General features: G+C 45.0%; 16 protein-coding genes. 9 read left to right on the plus strand and 7 right to left on the minus strand.

Features of this window, described 5'->3' with window-relative positions; all coding sequences use genetic code 11:
• The first annotated feature begins 247 nt into the window (after window positions 1-247).
• From IFU39_RS27240 to rarD, 6 genes are all read left to right on the plus strand, one after another.
• Window positions 248-4,147, plus strand: a complete 3,900-nt coding sequence (locus IFU39_RS27240) for a carbohydrate binding domain-containing protein (protein WP_192135885.1) — start codon at window positions 248-250, stop codon at window positions 4,145-4,147.
• A 310-nt stretch (window positions 4,148-4,457) separates the two neighbouring features.
• Entirely contained in the window at window positions 4,458-5,099 is a 642-nt protein-coding gene (locus IFU39_RS27245; RefSeq protein ID WP_192135887.1) for an NAD(P)-dependent oxidoreductase, read from the plus strand.
• A gap of 255 nt (window positions 5,100-5,354) precedes the next feature.
• Window positions 5,355-5,759: a hypothetical protein gene (locus IFU39_RS27250; protein WP_146117108.1), complete on the plus strand. Its 405-nt coding sequence runs from the start codon at window positions 5,355-5,357 to the stop codon at window positions 5,757-5,759.
• A gap of 132 nt (window positions 5,760-5,891) precedes the next feature.
• Complete coding sequence (locus IFU39_RS27255) at window positions 5,892-6,413, plus strand: hypothetical protein (RefSeq protein ID WP_192135889.1); 522 nt, start codon at window positions 5,892-5,894, stop codon at window positions 6,411-6,413.
• Between the two features lie 133 nt (window positions 6,414-6,546).
• Window positions 6,547-7,125 (plus strand): hypothetical protein, encoded by a 579-nt coding sequence (locus IFU39_RS27260; RefSeq protein WP_206759598.1) that lies wholly within the window; start codon window positions 6,547-6,549, stop codon window positions 7,123-7,125.
• 149 nt (window positions 7,126-7,274) lie between these two features.
• Window positions 7,275-8,153 carry an EamA family transporter RarD gene (rarD, locus tag IFU39_RS27265; protein WP_192135893.1) on the plus strand — a complete coding sequence of 293 codons (879 nt, stop codon included), beginning with the start codon at window positions 7,275-7,277 and terminating at the stop codon, window positions 8,151-8,153.
• Window positions 8,154-8,686: 533 nt separating this feature from the next.
• Here rarD and IFU39_RS27270 read toward each other — a convergent pair.
• From IFU39_RS27270 to IFU39_RS27280, 3 genes are all read right to left on the minus strand, one after another.
• Window positions 8,687-9,142: a hypothetical protein gene (locus IFU39_RS27270; RefSeq protein ID WP_192135895.1), complete on the minus strand. Its 456-nt coding sequence runs from the start codon at window positions 9,140-9,142 to the stop codon at window positions 8,687-8,689.
• Between the two features lie 477 nt (window positions 9,143-9,619).
• Window positions 9,620-10,669 carry a glycoside hydrolase family 53 protein gene (locus IFU39_RS27275; RefSeq protein WP_091020822.1) on the minus strand — a complete coding sequence of 350 codons (1,050 nt, stop codon included), beginning with the start codon at window positions 10,667-10,669 and terminating at the stop codon, window positions 9,620-9,622.
• Between the two features lie 348 nt (window positions 10,670-11,017).
• Window positions 11,018-11,245: a hypothetical protein gene (locus IFU39_RS27280; protein ID WP_017692425.1), complete on the minus strand. Its 228-nt coding sequence runs from the start codon at window positions 11,243-11,245 to the stop codon at window positions 11,018-11,020.
• A 248-nt stretch (window positions 11,246-11,493) separates the two neighbouring features.
• On the opposite strand from IFU39_RS27280, the gene ppk1 reads away from it, so the two are divergent.
• Window positions 11,494-13,575, plus strand: a complete 2,082-nt coding sequence (ppk1, locus tag IFU39_RS27285) for a polyphosphate kinase 1 (protein ID WP_091020823.1) — start codon at window positions 11,494-11,496, stop codon at window positions 13,573-13,575.
• On the opposite strand, the gene IFU39_RS27290 is transcribed toward ppk1, so the two are convergent.
• Complete coding sequence (locus IFU39_RS27290) at window positions 13,535-15,064, minus strand: Ppx/GppA phosphatase family protein (protein WP_105601289.1); 1,530 nt, start codon at window positions 15,062-15,064, stop codon at window positions 13,535-13,537. The genes ppk1 and IFU39_RS27290 overlap by 41 nt on opposite strands.
• A 26-nt stretch (window positions 15,065-15,090) precedes the next feature.
• Window positions 15,091-15,345 carry a hypothetical protein gene (locus IFU39_RS27295; protein ID WP_017692428.1) on the minus strand — a complete coding sequence of 85 codons (255 nt, stop codon included), beginning with the start codon at window positions 15,343-15,345 and terminating at the stop codon, window positions 15,091-15,093.
• Between the two features lie 237 nt (window positions 15,346-15,582).
• Here IFU39_RS27295 and IFU39_RS27300 point away from each other — a divergent pair, with 237 nt between their 5' ends.
• Both IFU39_RS27300 and sda read left to right on the plus strand, forming a co-directional pair.
• The gene (locus IFU39_RS27300; RefSeq protein WP_091020825.1) at window positions 15,583-16,242 is read left to right on the plus strand and encodes a YheC/YheD family protein; all 660 of its coding nucleotides are present in this window, start codon (window positions 15,583-15,585) and stop codon (window positions 16,240-16,242) included.
• 356 nt (window positions 16,243-16,598) lie between these two features.
• Window positions 16,599-16,742, plus strand: a complete 144-nt coding sequence (gene sda / locus IFU39_RS27305) for a sporulation histidine kinase inhibitor Sda (RefSeq protein WP_017692430.1) — start codon at window positions 16,599-16,601, stop codon at window positions 16,740-16,742.
• 21 nt (window positions 16,743-16,763) lie between these two features.
• Here sda and IFU39_RS27310 read toward each other — a convergent pair whose 3' ends face one another.
• Both IFU39_RS27310 and IFU39_RS27315 read right to left on the minus strand, forming a co-directional pair.
• The gene (locus tag IFU39_RS27310; protein WP_074096361.1) at window positions 16,764-17,015 is read right to left on the minus strand and encodes a hypothetical protein; all 252 of its coding nucleotides are present in this window, start codon (window positions 17,013-17,015) and stop codon (window positions 16,764-16,766) included.
• Window positions 17,016-17,091: 76 nt separating this feature from the next.
• Entirely contained in the window at window positions 17,092-18,066 is a 975-nt protein-coding gene (locus IFU39_RS27315; protein WP_210109929.1) for an NAD(P)/FAD-dependent oxidoreductase, read from the minus strand.
• Window positions 18,067-18,708 lie beyond the last annotated feature (642 nt).

The following is an 18,708-nucleotide window of genomic DNA, read 5'->3' on the forward strand; positions in this document are numbered from 1 at the left end:
CGTGTGTTCTAAGAAAATCTCTAGGACATCCCCTTTTGTACAAACGTTTGCACAAAAAGACATCTAAATTTGAACAGCACAGAAGAACACGAAACAACAGGGGAGAGGGAAGGAGGAGGAGTTGTATAGATACAAATTAGAAAGGGTCTTGAGTCAGACTATGCTAAAACGTTAAAAGGGTTAGAGAGCTTAGGTAATTAACGAGAATTCTTGTTTCCCATAGGGGAGAAAATAAGGGAGGAAGAACATGGAACTTAAGCGCAAGCTCGGCGCATTTCTGTTGGTATTATCGATTATTATTTCTACCCAAAATACAGCGGCTTATGCCGAAATTTCGGCTTCTCATGTGTATCATAACCATATGCCCAATTTTTGGGCCTACTACGACACATCCAAGTATGCTTCTGCACCTGTGGGGTCCCCAATCCGCTACACATATGATGGGCAAGTCATCGATCTGAAAAATAACCCTCCGGCAGGATACCCATACTTTTTACCCGGGGGAATGCCTATGCCCCATGATGATCTCGTGGCGTATTATAGTCACCATGCGAAGACAGGTGCTTATCTGAACTGGCCATGGCAAGTTGCTGGTGACCTGAGGAACAATCACCCTGCTGCAGGGATGCAGGTAACCATGTCAGGTTCGGTATTGAACAATGTGAACAGTTTTATGTATACCAATAATGTAAACGGTTACAAAAATAAAGATTGGGGTGCGCCATGGAAGAATGCTTACAATAATCTCAAAACAACGAATGGAGAACGGACGATGGATCTCATTCACTTCTCCGGACACCATACCATGGGGCCATTGGCTGGCAACGAATATTTGCTAAAGGATTTGATCTACCAGAATGCTGTGCTGGCACAACCCTTTTTTCTGGGAGACAGCTTTAAATCGTCCAAAGGTTTTTTTCCCACCGAGCTGGGTTTCTCGGAACGGATTATCCCGGTCTTGGACCAACTTGGCATTGAGTGGTCCGTAATTGGAAACAATCATTTTTCGCGAACTCTCCAGGACTATCCGCTACTGAACGATCCGGGCAAAGATACTATGGTGTCACCGCCAAACCGAGCGGATTTGCAGAATACGAGCAATGTGGGTTCGTGGGTATCTTCTCCCATGTTCAATGAGAAACAGGTGGTTCATAACAAATATCCATTTGCTTCTACGCCTCATTGGGTGCGTCATGTGAATCCTGAAACTGGTGCTGAGAAAAAGATTGTTGGTATCCCTGTGGCCCAGGCAGAGTCGTGGGAAGAGGGGTATCAGGGTTCAGTCAAGGCAGATGCGCTGAAGCCTTTTGAAGGAATGGTTGATCAGAAGCAGTTCTTCGTGATTGCCCATGATGGGGATAATTCTTCAGGACGTGCAGGATCAGAGGATACTTGGCGCAATGCAGGAAATGTGACTTATGCTCAGCCGGGTGTGAAGGGAGAGAGTATCAATGAATACTTGCGGACTAACACACCAAAAGCCGACGATGTAGTTCATGTTCAAGACGGTTCATGGATCGATACGCGGGACTCCTCATCAGATCCGACATGGTATCACTGGCGTCTTCCATTTGGAATCTGGAAGGGGCAGTTTGAAGCGTTTAACAAGGCTACAGGCCTTAATCTGGAGCCGAAGAAAAATCTGGATGGTGTACAGGAAGGGATGACCGTATCGTTTGAATATGGATACCATTATCTGGAGCGTAATTTTGCGCTTGAGCAAGCTGCACTGAATTATGCCAAGACAGCTGAACAGATTTGGCTGGACAGCAATCCGAACCATTGGAAGCCAACGACGGCACTAGACCGTGAGATCACTTATGAGGGCAATCAGCTTAATCCTTGGATGATGGCTTACCCGGTAAAAGGAGATCCTGCTAATAATTATAAGGGAGGTGCGAACCCGGCAGAGCTAAGTTGGTATTTCCTCCTGCCTGCACTGGATTCCGGGTTTGGTTATTATGATGAGAATGTGGATGATGGGGTAAAGCCGACGTTATCTTTCAATCAGTCGCTTTTCTTTTCCAAGCCTTATGTAAGTAGTCAACTCGCGAAGGACCGTACCGGACCATCGATATGGTGGCCGCAGCGTTATCCATATAATCCTGGAAGCGCTAATGTCAGCAAGGCGGAAGGATGGACACTTCATTATTTTGACAATACGTTCGGCATTTATACCTATGCTTATGATGTTAACGGTGTGAATGATATTAAGGTGAAGGTACGGACACATCGGGATAAGCTGGCAGATGCCAAGGACAACACCTTCCGTGTGTACGATCCTGCTGAGCTCAAGGCCAAAGGGGTATCCAACATCGATCCGACGAAGGTTAGTAGCTGGCAAGAATATCCGATGACGAAACGTGACCTTAAATCGGATATGAACGGTGTGGCCTGGCAGCCAACCAGCACAGATATGTTTAAGCGTGTGCCTGCTCAGGAGATCGGGGATATGTATTACACGTATTTCAACGATTTCCAAGATCAACTGGTCGATTATTATATTGAAGCTGTCGATGCGAATGGCAATGTTACGCGCAGTGAGATACAGACGGTATATGTGGGTATGGGGAAATATAAAAAAGACACATCGGGCAAAATTGTTGAGGATGCGAATGGAACAATCCAGGGTACACATCCGTTCCTGGTGGTCGATCGGACACCGCCTTCAGTGCCAACAGAAGTCAATGCAAAACGTGTGACAGATCGCAGCATTACACTGCAATGGGCAGCATCCACTGATAATGTGGGTGTAGAGGGCTATGATATTTATCGGGATGGGGTCAAAGTCGGAAGTACGCTGACAACGGAATATACGGATAGCGGTCTTGAGCCTAAGAAATCATATGCATATAGTATAAAGGCGAGAGACAAGGCGAATAATGTCTCTTCCGCCAGTTCAACTGTACAGATCCAAACGTTGCCAGCAGATACAGAGCCACCAACAGCGCCTGCAAATGTAGCTGTACAGCATGCTACCTCATCCGCTGTGACAATTGACTGGTCAGCCAGCCAGGATAATTACGGAGTAGCAAAATATGAAATCTATCGAGACGGTTCAAAAGTAGGGGAATCAACCAAACTAAACTATACGGATGAGTCCCTTGCACCGGCAACAGAATACGTATATACGGTTAAAGCGATAGATGCAGCAGGCAACGTTTCACCTGCTAGTGTGGCTCTGTCGGTACGTACCAAAGAAGGTAATGCGGTAACGATATATTATAAACTGGGCTATCCGAACCCGTATATTCACTATCGTCCAACAGGGGGGACATGGACGACTGCTCCAGGTGTGAAAATGATGGCAGCCGAGATGCCCGGATACACCAAGATGACAGTCAATGTGGGTACAGCGACGGGGCTGGAGGCTGTGTTTAACAATGGTAGTGGCACATGGGATAATAATGGAGGAAAAAATTATCAGTTTCCATTAGGGGTTAGTACCTATAATTCCGGAGTCATTACACAAGGAGCACCTCACGTGGATATAACACCCCCAAGCGTACCAACCGGTCTGACCGTGACTGCAAAAGCGGCTGATCGTGTAACATTGGCTTGGAATCCGTCGACCGACCATGTAGGCGTAACCGGGTATGAAGTGTTCCGTGACGGTGTCAAAATCGGCACGAGTACGACACCTGCATATACGGATAATAGCCTGAAGGCATCAACGAGTTATGTTTATACAGTCAGGGCCTTTGATGCAGCACAGAACAAATCGGATGCAAGTGCTGAGCTAAGCGTAACGACCGATGATGCTCCGAAAAGTAACAGTGTAACCATCTACTACAAGCAGGGGTTTGCCCAGCCCAATATTCATTACCGCCCTGCAGGAGGTAATTGGACGACACCACCAGGTGTTGCCATTCCGGCATCCGAGCTCACCGGATATAACAAAATTACCATTGATGTAGGAACTGCTACGAGACTGGAAGCGGTATTTAACAACGGTAGCGGTACATGGGATAACAATGCGGGAAGGAACTATCTCTTTCCTCTCGGGGTAAGCACATACAATTCAGGTGTTATAACTCCAGGAATACCTGGAAATGCAACGAGTACGAATCTTATTGAGAACCCATCAGCTTACCTATCTGCTGGAGCGAATGGACTGTCTTTAAGAAGAGAACAACTAATCGCATGACGTAAAAATATTCATGGATGCATAATATCTAAGCAATATGACGGTTAACGAACCGTCTGGTCAGGCTACATTGTTAGCCCATTGCTGATACATTTTATAGTTAGAAGGCCTTGTACATCTATGGATGGACAGGGCCTTTCTAATTCGGAATGAAGAACGATAAAAGGTAGAAATCCTACTACAAATCTTTTCATTTTACGAGGTTTTAAAGAGAGAAGATAATACGGTTGACAAGTTTAGTTGTAACAATTATAGTTACAATATAAAGATCAAACATAAACCATATCGATAATTTAAAGGAGAGATCATGATGAACATTGCAATCATTGGTGCAACAGGCAAAGCAGGAAGTGTAATTTTGAAAGAAGCGGCAGACAGAGGGCATAAAGTAACGGCAATCGTTCGTAATGCATCCAAAATGGAAGATAAAAGCCTGAATACGCTGGAGAAAGATGTATTTGATCTTACAGCTGAAGATGTTAAAACTTTTGATGTGGTTGTAAATGCATTTGGTGCACCGGCGGGTAAAGAAAACCTGCATGTGGAAGTAGGACAAGCGTTGATCAACATCCTGAAAGATGCACCAAACACTCGTCTGATCGTTGTGGGTGGAGCAGGAAGCCTGTTCACAGACGAGTCCAAGACATTGCGTCTCTTTGAATCCCCAGGATTCCCTGATGCATATAAAGCAACTGCAACGAACCAAGGCCAAAACTTGCAGGATCTGCAAGCATCTTCAGGTATTCAATGGACATTCCTGAGTCCGGCTGGATTCTTTAATCCAGAAGGTGTACGCACCGGCAAATATCAAGCAGGCAACGACGTTATTCTCGTGAACAGTGAAGGCAACAGCTACATCAGCTATGCAGACTATGCGATTGCTTTGGTTGATGAGATCGAGAATCCACAACACAAAAACGAGCGCTTTACCGTTGTTGGCGAAGTGAAGTAACACTTTTAAATTATTATATGGAACATACAAACGGACGCTGATCTCCACAGATCGGTGTCCGTTTTTTTATGTTATCGAAGAGGGATGTTCTGCAATAAAGTTAGACAGGTTAGATGATTATCGTTCACTTCCAATTACTCCTTTGAATTTATGTTATATTATTCTAAATATGGGATGTAAATGCGATTATATGGAAGGCCTACTTCTTTTAATCAGATTTTCTGCGAGCCTAAAAGTATAAGGGAGTGAACAGTTGTGAAGATGTATTCTAATGGAGTTATACTATTGATCTTTGTGGCTTTAATGATTAGTGTATCGAGTGGTTCGGGGTTATCCCAATATCCAAACGTTAAAAATGCGATGAATCAAATTCACATCACTTCTCTTTATCCGAAAAATAAGAATGGACAGACATATGGTTCTGCCGCATATGCGACTTCTCCAGAAACGGAACCTGATTTAATCCTGGCTACTGGTGTGGATGGTACAGAAGGATATCTGCTGAAAAAAGACATGGATGGCGAGCAACCAAAAACACCTGAAGAAGCTATTGCGATACAGAACAGCAGATCACCAGACGGGTGGGATATTCCACTGTATGACAAGGATGGTGAAACTGTAATTGGTGTGTTTCATGTTGGAGGAACGTCAATAAAATGAACACCATTCGGCAGTTGATCAAAAGGGTCGGCAGCTTTTTTGTTAATGTAACGGCAGAATAGTAAAACCATTTTAATAAACTAATCGTCAAAAAAATGAATAAACTACTTCACGTTGCGGGGGGAGAACTTGATGTATTTTAAACCTATCCGTATTGTATTAGGGCTAGTTTTTTTTATCATTGCTGGGTGCAATAACGAGGTCACGATGTTGGGTACAGATGAACTCACGATCACAGGTGATCAAAAGACTGCGACAGAATATGTTAAGGCAAAAGGTTATAAAATTTCTTCGTACGATGGTCAAGTTCAGAAATACACTCTAAGCAAAGACAAACTACTCTACGGGATAACGGAAACGATACCATATAGACAGACATGGGCGGTTCAAAAAGTAGAACCCGAACAGTATTTCGGAATGGAAATATCGGTGTATAGCTTTACAGTAACAAACCATCCTCTGGGAACGTTAGACGATAGTAAATCCAAAGTTTCAATAATACTTTGTGAAGGCAAAGTTATAGGGGGGACATCCTTCCCAAATGCAGCAATGGATGGAGCACCATATTCGTTGGATGGAAAAACATTGGAAGAAGTAACGGGAAAAAGTTTTCAAAAATGGAGTGAAGAATGGAAAAAGAAATACGAAACTTAAAAAGCCAAGTGGAGTAACCAACTGTGTCCGGTTGGTTGCTTCTTTGTTGATCCACCTAAAGCCAGGAAAAATGCAACATTTTTCCTGTTAGACAGGTCAATAAAGATGTACGAATTAAGATGATGAGAAGAAGGTGGGAAAACTGAAGTTTCGTATACTCGCGTTAATATTTTGTTTCTCTACCGTGTTTTTTATCTCAAATGCACAAAATGCTAACGCTTTGTCATGTGTTGAATCGGGAGGTCCCCAAGAACAGTTAGAAATATATGATGGAGCTGTTTATGGAGAAGTAAAGCAAGTAAAGGTGGACTTAAAGCAAAAGGGGTTTACGGGCACAAAAGAGAAAATTAGATATATTTTAGTGGAAGCTGAGAGGAGTTGGAATACTGAAGTTGACTCTCAACTAATGATCGCAACGAACTATACTTGGGGATTTGATTTCAAGGAAGGTAACAAATACTTAATCTACTTTAGTGAAGCAAATGGCGAGTTAAGCAGTAGTCCGTGCAGTTCGACCATCGAAATGAACAATATTAATCAAGCAACTGAACTATTCGGGGAAGGATATCCACCCAAACAACAAGTAAACTTAGAACACAAAATGTGGTTTATGTTTGAGCAAGACATCGATTTGTATATCGTAGGTATAGTCGTATTTGCGGCGATTTTTATCCTCTTTATGATAGTAAGAAAGAAAAACCGCAAAGTATAATTTGGTAGCGCTAAACGGGGAATTTTGCTCAAAGAAAAGTCATTTGAACTAGGAATGGATTCCTGTATGACCTATTACCCCCTTTACTTAAACGAGGATCGAGGCGTATAATCCGTTGAGATATCAGAGCAATAAGAGGGGATACAGTTATGAATAGTGGATTAATCAACGCAATCATTGCGTATATCATGTGGGGGGTTCTCCCGCTGTATTGGAAGTTGTTTGAAAATGTACCGGCAGGCGAGATTTTATCGCACAGGGTCGTCTGGTCATTTGTCTTTATGGGAATTTTCGTTGCCGTCCAACGTCGTTGGGGTGACATGAAGCGAATTCTGACCAGTCGTTCGACCCTGCTGTCCCTTACCGCAAGTGGACTGCTAATTGCTATTAATTGGCTGATCTTCATCTGGGCAGTTAACAACGGTCATGTGGTTGAGACAAGTCTGGGCTATTATTTGAACCCGTTACTGAATGTGCTGCTGGCGGTTGTCTTCCTTCATGAAAAGCCAAACCGTGGACAATGGCTCGCGATTGCCATCGCTGGTGTCGCGGTGCTTATCATCGCTATCGACTACGGACGTTTCCCATGGGTTGCCATCTCGCTGGCCGTGTCATTTGGCTTGTACGGTCTGGCGAAGAAGAAGATCAAGCAAGATGCTTCAGTGGGCTTATTTTCGGAGACAGCTGTAGTTCTGCCCATCGCACTCGGCTACTGGATCTACTTGGCCATTGTGGGAAAAGCAACGGCATGGACGTTGCCTGCACCGATGTTCTTCGAACTGCTGCTTTCCGGCGTGGTGACGGCGCTGCCACTGCTGTTCTTTGCACGGGCGGCTGCTCGAATGTCATTGTCCACACTCGGATTCGTACAGTATATTGGGCCGACAATCATGCTGATCCTAAGTGTGTTTGTGTTCAAGGAAACGGTCTCGCCAGTTCTGCTCGTTGGTTTCGCGCTCATTTGGACAGCACTCATCGTGTACGCTGCTGCATCCATGCGTGCTACGAGACTTGCTAAGGTCAGTTGAGTAGAGAGGTATCTGGTATCGCCATAATTGCCCTTTCCACCAATGAGGTGGAGAGGGTAATTTTTTTGTTTGTGGGGAGCGATAGGTCGATAAAACTAAAAAGGAAGGCTGATCAATGTTATGGTAAAATACAGGAATAGTAATCAAAAATAGTAATGGAAAAACGAGGAGGCGACAGATATATGATGGTTAATAACGGTTACCGCAAACGTAATCCATTCTTTGTAAAGAAGGCTGTAGTTAAGATACTATTTCAGTTTGCAGTTTCAGCGATAATCGGTAGTATATATGGGTTCATGATGGTCAACGAGACGATAGGTGGATATATTAATAAACTATTACCGAGCACGGATGGTCCGGATCTTCATTTATATCTGCCCGTTGTGATAACGGTGTTCATCTACTCATGTTTTATTCAGAAGAGACAACGGATTTTACTTGAAAAAATCTCATTTAGTTGTCTCCATATTTTTATTGCCCTGCTAGGCTGTATTTCTTCAGTTGTTGTGTTATTAGTGATCTAATTCGGATTCCTACGTATCCATACCTTCAGGCCCATCAACTGCATCAATGACACCTACAGCGAGTGTTGTTACCGCAGCGGCTGCTAAAAGATTCTTGGCACCCAGCTTGACTCTGTCCTTATCTTCCTCTTTTATGCCCACAACAACATCTTTACCGCTGTTATATACATACTTGGCTGATATCGCTACACCTTTTGCAGTAGTGGTTACGGCACCTCCAATATCAGCAAGCCCCGCGTCTATGGTAGTATCATCTTTTCGAATTGCACCACTGGCAAGATCATATGTACCACTAGCCAGTTGTCCAACGGTTTTGCCTGTATTGATCGTAGCTTTCTCTACACCGTTCCCGATTTCTTTGATAAAGGGGCTACCTGCGATCTCACCAACAACCCTGACGCTGCCACCCAACACTTTTCCGGTAACTTCCCCAGCCAATTGACCTATCCCTTTTAAGAAACTCATCCATTTTCCCCCGCTCCAATAAGAAGTTGATCCTATGTGTTATCTCAATAAACTTATTATATTCATATGTAAGCCAAAAGAACATCAGTCTCCAGCCCGAGTGGTGCACCCCTCCCCGATTGATCGACACGCTTGAGAAGTGCCCGATCCGATCCAGGAACGCCCACCAAGCCGCAACCTCAACGCACTTCATCACAAAAAGGCGCTACTCCCACAGGAATAGCGCCTTCGTGCACTTGTTTTACCTTACTACTTAATCCATTTGACTACCCACGGTTTAGAAGTGCCTCACAGAGCAGTAACGTAGTGGAGGGGGCGGAATCGATTCTGAAGAAGCGGAGCGTTCGCCTTTATCCCCGGATTTTCCCCTTACAAGGGGAATTCATAAAATCTGGGGATAACAGCGATCATAAGAACGATCCGCCCCCGGAACGCCACCACGCTGCCCCCCAAAGCCCGCACTTCTACCCACCGTACCTAGTCAATAAATCCTTCCATGACCGCCGTCGGCATCATATTAGACTGCCATGCGCCTTTGCCATAGCCGCCATTGTATCCTGGTGTAGCCTGAGGCTCCCAGTAGAATACACCTTTTCCTTTGCCGTTTGGCAAATTGCGGATTTGGTTTTTCATCGCGGCAACAAAACTTTTTCCAGCTGCAGCCTGGTTATTGTCCATGCCAATTTCGGAGATGATGATCTCTTTGCCATAACGGTTGATCATATCCTTGGCATTGTTTACCGTATTCGTCACAGCGGTGTTCCAGCCGGAAGCTGAAGGATAGAGGGACATGGCGATCATGTCAAAGTTAGCTCCGTTATTGATCAAACCACCAATATTCCATACATAGAGGGCATTATCATCTCCACCTGCGAGATGCACAATGGTTTTGGTACCGCTGCTCAGGGATTTTACTGCATTATGGCCTGTATTCACCAGCCACGCATAGTTTTTCATGTTGGTGGATGCTTTGCCATCTTCCCATAACATGCCGTTGCTTGTTTCATTCCCGATCTGTACCCAGTCCGGGGTAACGCCTTTGCTCTGCATCGCCGTCATGACATCACGAGTGTGGTTCCATACCGCATCCATGAGCTGTTGGAACGTATAGTTTTTCCAGGCAGCAGGTTTAGTTTGTTGACCAGGGTCTGCCCAGGAATCGCTGTAGTGCAGGGTAAGCATTACACTCATGCCGGCATTTTTGGCACGCTGTGCGAGTGTAGCCGCACGATCCTTATTCATGTAACCGTTCCCATAATCATTCGAAGGATTAACGAATACCCGAATGCGGACGGAGTTGATTTGATAGTCTTTTTTCAAAATATCAATGATGTCACGCTGAACTCCGTTTTTATCTTTCCATTTGTAGCCTTGGGCTTCCATTCCGGGAACCCAGCTGATGTCGGCTCCTTTGGCGAAACTTGGTGCTGCGCTGGCATGCTGACCTGCGGGCAACAGGATGGAGGTGAATAACAAAACAAAAGCCAACATGATGGATGTCTTGAAACCCCTTACATTTTTGAACATTACAAGATGCCTCCTCGGATTTTGGTTGAGTTGCATCTTCATTATAGCCATCTTGGTTGGCGCTACTAAAGGGTCTATTTCCAATATTTCGGGTGTTTTCTCAACCTCTCTACAGAAAAAAGACAAAACAAAAAGCCGTCCGAAGACGGCTTTTCTACCCGTGGCGCTTTTTAAAACATTGATCCGTATCCCGCGCCTCCACCAGACTCTTTTAATTTGAGCTAGTGGATCGGGTAAGGGACACGTTCAACATGACATTAGAAATGTTGACGCACCTCCTTTCCTTGTGGCAAGAGTATACAACACCTTGTTTCGGAAAGCTAGTCTTTTTTACGTATTTATGCAAAATTATTTTTCAGTCTGGAACATCGTGATATCTCGTGCATAATGGCTCTTTGTTCCGTCATTGTTTCGGATGCGCACACTGTCTTCACTGATTCGTTCCACAATGCCACAACCTACCTCGCAATAGACGCCAGCCGGGTCTTCCTGCCATGCGCTTACCATACATTGCGATAGTGCAGCCGTGAAAAACTCTATATTTTTTTGTAACGTTCTAGGTTTGTTGGATTTCATTATATACTCCTTTAATCAAATATATTTGGAATGAGAACAAGCAACCGGACCAAATCACACTGTACTTCACTTTACTCTGTCTATTGACCTTTGTAAAGGGATGGAAAAAGTTGCGGCCATGAGGTATCATTTACATAAATTTTACGTAGCGTTTACACTGCGCTGACGCTTGATGTTGATTACGAATAGTACAATTATATGAGAACTTCTAACCAAGAATAGATATGCAACACATTCGGAGGCCATACATGCATAGAGACGTCAAAACAGGTAACTACGTTAATCGTGATTTGAGTTGGGTTGAATTTAATCGGCGCGTACTTCAGGAGGCCCAGGATCCAACAACGCCTCTGCTGGAACGCATGAGATTTCTCGGCATTGTCGCTAGTAATCTGGACGAGTTCGTCAGTGTAAGGGTGGCAGAGACAAAAGAGAAGATCAAGGCCGGATTCACGCAAAAAGATTTTACAGGATACACGCCTTCGGGATTGTACCGCAGATTGATCAAGCGAACCGGGACCATGGTCGCCGAACAGTATAAAACGTATCGTGAACTCATTCGTCTACTCGCCAAGAAAGGCGTGAACATTCAGGAATATACAGATCTTAATGTGACACAGCAGCGCGCAATGGACCAATACTTTCATGAAATTATTTTTCCGGTACTCACACCGATGGCGATTGACCAGAGTCGTCCGTTCCCACTGGTACACAACAAGTCTGTCTATCTGTCCGTGATGTTACAGAAGGAAGGGGAGCAAGAGGGCGAGCCGTTTATGGCTATTGTTCAGGTACCTTCCAATCTGCCGCGGGTAGTTCAGGCTCCCATTCGGGCGAATAGCAAAAAGAAAACATTCATATTGATTGAAGATCTTATCAAACATCATATCCATACGCTCTTCAGCGGATATATCTCGCTTGCTGCACAGGAGTTCCGAGTGACCCGCAATGCGGATCTGTTCATTAATGAAGAAGAAGCGGAAGATCTGCTTGAGGCTATTGAAAAAGAATTGCGACGCAGACGCCGCGGGGCTCCTGTACGACTGGAAGTCTGTAAGGATTTTCGTCCGGATGCTTTATTGGAATTGCAGGATGAATTTGATATTCAGGACCCGGTATATGAAATTGATGGACCACTCGATCTGAGTTTTTTGGCGGGATTCGTGGACAGTCTGGAAAGTTTCTCACATCTGAAATACAGTCCGGTGAAGCCAGTCTACCCACTTGAGTTTCTCCCAAGAGAAAGTCATTTTGAGTTGCTGCGCAAACGCGATGTACTGGTGCATCATCCATACGAATCGTTTGAACCAGTCACTGATTTTATATTGGAGGCTTCGGAAGATCCAAGAGTTCTGGCTATCAAGATGACATTATATCGGGTCAATGGCGATTCACGCCTTATTCCGGCACTTGCACTTGCCGCTGAGAGTGGTAAGCAGGTCACGGTGGTGGTGGAATTGAAAGCCCGGTTTGATGAAGAGCGCAACATTGCTTGGGCCCGTAAGCTGGAGAAGGCCGGATGTCACGTGGTTTATGGACTGGTTGGACTCAAGACCCATGCCAAAATCATTCTTGTCGTACGCAGGGAACAGCAGGGGCTGAGACGTTATGTTCATGTAGGAACCGGTAACTATAATGAGAGTACAGCCAAAGTGTATACGGACGTGGGACTGTTCACCTCTAATCCGATTATTGGGGAAGATGCATCCGAATTGTTCAATGAGATTACCGGATACTCCGGTCCGAAGGCATTGCAGGCGTTCCGCGTAGCTCCGGATGGTATGAAGGATGAGTTGTTTGCACTGATTCGTAGAGAAACGGAGCACGCGCTGAAAGGGAAACCTTCCAGAATCATTGCCAAGATCAACTCCTTATCCCATCAGGAAATGATTGATGAATTATACGAGGCTTCTCAAGCCGGCGTGCAGATCGATCTGATTGTGCGTGGTGTATGTTGTCTGCGTCCGGGGGTAGAGGGGCTCAGTGAGAATATTCGGGTCATTAGCATTGTGGATCGTTTTCTGGAGCATTCACGGTTGTTTTATTTTGAAAATAGCGGCAACCCGGATGTATTCATCTCCAGTGCAGACTGGATGACACGTAACCTGAATCGAAGAATTGAACTGATGTGTCCCGTGTTCGATCCAGAGCTGAAGAAAATGCTGGTCGATATTCTTAATCTGTCCCTTATGGATAATGTCAAAGCCAGAGAGCTTATGCCTGGTGGCAATTATGTATTTGTAAAAAATGAAAAGCCCCCGCTGAGAAGTCAGACGGAGGCCATGGGTATTATCCCTTGGAAGCCTGCTGAATGGAGTGCGTTAACGTAACTCCCCAGGCTTCCTTCAGATCCTTGACGGCCTCTTCCAGGCCATCAAGTTCCAGTAACGGCTCAGCTGTACAGGTGAATTGCACCTGCAGCGAGTCGTTTTCTTTTGTTGCTTCAATCGCAGCGATGCTTTCGGATCGATTGATGGCTTCAGCTACGCGCAGCAGAGAGCCAATACGATGAGCATGCCGCTCATCCGAGTTTTTCAGAATGTCCCGGTGCTTATTCAGCAGCTGGGGCGTTCTTTTTTTTGGATGATAATCAGCTGCACTGGCACTTAGAATGGTCTCCCGATGAGAAAGTCCATAGATGCTTGAATTCATGATCCAATAGGCCGAGTGCTGTGTATAACGGAAATAGTTAATCTGCTTACCTGCCATGTGCAGCATGGAGGATGCATACAGGATTCGGGCATCTGCTTGATCAGGAGGGGTACCTTGTAATGCCGTATACAGGGTAACCATATCCTGATGAATCCGTTGCAGACGTTTCTCTGGAATAGGCGGACCAAAATGGATAAAGTTGCGGATACTGTCTTTCAGCGCGTCTGGAACGACCGGCTGACCTCCAGCCATGTAATCACGCAACAACCCGTCTCGTAGACCCGCACCACTAACCACATAACGATCTCCCTGTATTAACTGGAAGATGGTTCGCAGGATCAGTACGCCGGGCACAATGATGTCTGCGCGATCTTTGGCGAGCCCAGGTACCTTTTTACGCTGTGCTGAGGTGAGATGTGGCAAGGTGCGAGCAATATTCTCCATCGCTTCCTCACTGATCTCATAATGATGGCTCACAGGCAAAGAATACTGGGTACGCTTCTGTTCCACTTTGGCAAGTGTACGCATTGTGCCGCCAAGTCCGATGAGTGGCAGACCAGGGTGCTCACGAATCCAATCCTGTCCACGGAGAGCCTCAATGACTTCGTTGCATAATGCATTTGCATTTTCCTCGGTCCACTGATCTTCGCCCCCATAACGAGCATGTGAATTCACTGCACCAATAGGGAGGGAGATGCTATGTAACCTCTTCCGATCCTGAAAGACCGTGATCTCTGTGCTGCCGCCTCCAATATCCACGACGTAACCGTCTGCCAGATCAATGGATTGAGTGACACCAAGGAACCCATAATAGGCCTCCCGATCTCCCGATACACATTCAATGGTAAGCCCCGTCTCGGTCTCCAGCCATTCAATAATCTCCAGGACATTGCTTGCATTACGAATAGCTGCGGTAGCTGCTGCGCGAATCAGTTTGGTCTGATACGCTTCACAGGTCGCTTTGAATTGACGCAAGATGGTGATGGCTTTATCCAAAGAGTGGCGAAGGATGGTACCATCCGGCTCAACAACGCTGCTCAGACGAGCAGCGTATTTGTCTTCATGAATGATGCGATAGGCTGCATCCTGATCCAGTTCATATATAACTAGACGAATGGAGTTCGAGCCGATATCAATAATTCCTAAGGTTTCATTAGTACGTGTCATAAGCATCTCCTTCTACAGAGGTTCAACTACCCGAAGTGAAGAAGGGCAGCCATGGCTTCCGGTGAACCCGGCGGTGTGGCAGAGAAGGGCGTAGTTAACATAACAACAATGATAAAGACGATGAAACAGGCAAATATAAGACAACTCACGGCAAAGCCGCGATTACGCTTTTGCATAAACAGTCGAATACCTGTGACAAAGAGAAGTACCGTAACAGCTACCAGAACGATCGACATTGCAAAATAGGCTACGCCATAAAGTGATTTGAAAAATGCTTCCATTTGTTCAGAACGCTCCTTAGATCCTCATATTTAAGCCCTTCCAGCCATTCCTTAGTAGCATACGACAGATTGACTTGTTTGAAAAGCAAACCGGGCGCTTGTTCCCGTTTCCGCCATCACCCCTGGGACAGGTTACATGGAAAAGGGGCCTTTGCCGTGGACAGACATCCAAGAAAGCAAGGCTTCTGTTGAGTATGTATAAGGAAGGACTATTGTTTCAAGGAAGGAGATCAACCCATGTCGAGACAACTTGCAAGCAAATGGCGGAAGACAGCGGCTCTGATGAAATACCCGGTAGCTGCTGTCCATATCCCACAGACCAAGGCATTCAACTCGGGTAATCTGCTGCAAATGCTCAGTCATTATGGAATGGTGTATGTCAAACCTATTGTAGGAGGCGGAGGTTACGGTGTCATCCGGGTATCGGCGAGCGGTGGGGCTTATCGATACACCCATATGAAAACGACCCGTTCTTTCACCAGTTTCAGCCAGATGTATCGCTCTCTAGTGCGTGTAAAGGCTAGACGCAAGTACTTGATCCAGCAAGGCATTCATCTGGCAACAATTCAAGGGAGACCTGTTGATTACAGAGTCAAAGTGGTCAAAACCGAACGAGGCTGGGTATTCCGTTCCTTAGTAGGACGACTCGCTCGTCCCGGACTCTGTGTGACGAATCTGAGCAAGGGTGGAACCATGTTATCAGGAAGGCGAGCTCTTGGTTTATCCCTGCCACATATATCCGGTCGGCACAAACGCCGGGAGATGCGTTCCCTTACACTGACATGTACGTACATTATGGAAAGACATTTCCCTGGTGTAGGTCAGCTTGGATTTGATTATGGACTGGATTATTCAGGCAAGATTTGGATTCTGGAAGTGAATACCAGACCCCAATAGAAAATGAATGGGAAAACTCAAGAAAATTCAAAGAAAATCCGATAATATATAGAAGAAAACGATATGAAAACCGTTTGAAATTTTACATTACAGGGTAATTTACTCGCAACAAGTCTTGAAACTATGAATTTATTCCAAAAAAAATACGCAGATAAACGTTCTGACAGTAGTACAAACTCCCTGTGCATAAATATTGTCCACACTATACACGTTGATTACTCTGTATTTTTTCCATTTATCAACAAACTATGCACAGGATTTCCACATATCGTTGTGGATAACAAGAACGCTTGTTCTCTATATGAATCTCTGATATGATAGTTTTGAGGAAAAAAAAGGAAAGGTTGTGGCGGGAAATGGCTATGTTATCCGATGAGATGTTGTTGGATTCCTACCATAAAGCGATTGAGTTGAATCTCGAACGAGATTTCATCGCACTGCTGTTGGCAGAAATCCATAAGCGCAAACTGGGTACCGACGTATCTGCCATTCTTCACTAGAGATCCTCATTGCAGGCAATGTTACAGGTTTCCGGACAAGTCCCATAGTGAGACTGGCCATGGCGTGCTTGTTTGACAATGGTGACAGTACATCACATGATTGCAAACGTTTTCGACTTCGTCTGCCGTGTCAGAGGAAGGTTGGAATACGTAGGGGCTGTATGGTCCGGTGTAATCATCCAATTTGCCGCATTCTAACAGTCCCTGAAGGCAGTGGGGGCAAGCCTGCTCCGGTACAACCAGACCGTTACACAGCGGGCATATATAAGACAAGGGTATCCCTCCTGATATGGATTCACTCAGGAGTAAGATACCCTTTTTTGTATCAATATATGTTATTTCAGCAAAACTAGCGTTTCATGTTACTGCTGTGTCCTGGGGACAATTTGGCATCCGGATCGAAGTATACCTTTGCATTGTTGACGGCTGTTGGAGCTTCGCCGAATCCGACAGCGATCAGCTTCAGTTTACCTGGGTATGTTGTGATATCTCCGGCAGCGAAGATTCCTGGAATAGATGTTTCCATGCGGGAATCAACAACGATGGAGTTACTGTCAATTTCGATACCCCACTCGGCAATTGGTCCGAGAGAAGAGACAAATCCGAAGTTAACGATCACGTCATCTACTTCGATTTCCTGAGTTTCTTTGGTTTTCACATGGGAAAGGGTTACTTTGGTAATCGTGTCATCCCCATGAAGTTCCGTGATTTCGGTCGGTGTAACGACATTCACCTTGGAATTCATCAGGTTTTCGACACTGTGCTCATGTGCACGGAACTTGTCCCGGCGATGAATCAGCGTCACTTGCTCAGCGATAGGCTCCAGCATGAGTGCCCAGTCTACCGCGGAGTCACCGCCGCCACTGATCAATACTTTTTTGCCGGCGAAGGCATTCAGATCACTGATGAAGTAGTGCAGGTTGCTCTTCTCGAACTTGGCAGCACCTTCAAGCTCCAGACGACGTGGTTCGAATGCACCTACACCAGCTGTAATAATGACGGCTTTGGCATGATATTCATTCTCATCCGTTTTCACGACGAAATGTTGCTCATCCTTTTTCTCCACCGATATAACCTTTTCTTCAAGGCGGATGTTCGGGTTAAAATGACTCATTTGCTCAACCAGGTTATTCACCAGTTCCTGAGCCGTTACTTTCGGGAATCCGGCTACATCATAGATGTATTTCTCCGGATAAAGAGCGGCAAGTTGTCCGCCAAGCTGTGGCATACTTTCAACCAGTGTAACGGATGCCTGACGCATCCCACCATAAAACGCGGCGAACAGACCCGCAGGGCCTCCACCGATAATAAGTAAATCAGTCATATCATGACTGGAATTTTGTGCAGTCAAGAATCAACAACACCTTTCATATTTTAATAGGTAGTTAACAGAAAGAATGTGCAGGCTACGTATCGTAACCGGCATGGGTGCTGAACTGTCTTTCCTATTATAAACGGTGTATTCAGGGTTGCAAAGTTAGCGGCGTCACGAAACTGGGAACAATTGATGAAGATCAGATGAGAATAGGATGAAATTGGAAATGAAAGGTTATGAAAAATAACAAAAAAAACCTTGATCTTTACTAGAAATACAGATATCCTTGACCTGTACTATGTGTTTTTTTGTCTAATTTAGAGTCAATATGTAATATGAAGACAGATCCCGTGTTTTGTAGAATCTTGTGGTTAATTTCACAACTTGAAACGATAACTTGCGTGCAAACGTATCAATTTCATAAACCTTTAGTTGCTTCAATCAAGTCTAGATATAGATCAAAACGGTTCGATACGTCGATATCTAGTTTCATAAAATCCATTTTTAGTGAGTTATGAAATTGATGCAAACGTTTAAATAAATTCGCGAAGTTAACATTTGTTGTCATAATGGGCAAGACATCATCAATATTTGTAAGTATGTGCATTTTGCATCTCACCCAAGATCGGGCTGATGCAAGTGAAACCGGAA

It is taken from the genome of Paenibacillus sp. CFBP 13594 (genome assembly GCF_014842675.1).
In the GTDB taxonomy this organism is placed as follows: Bacteria; Bacillota; Bacilli; order Paenibacillales; family Paenibacillaceae; genus Paenibacillus; species Paenibacillus amylolyticus_B.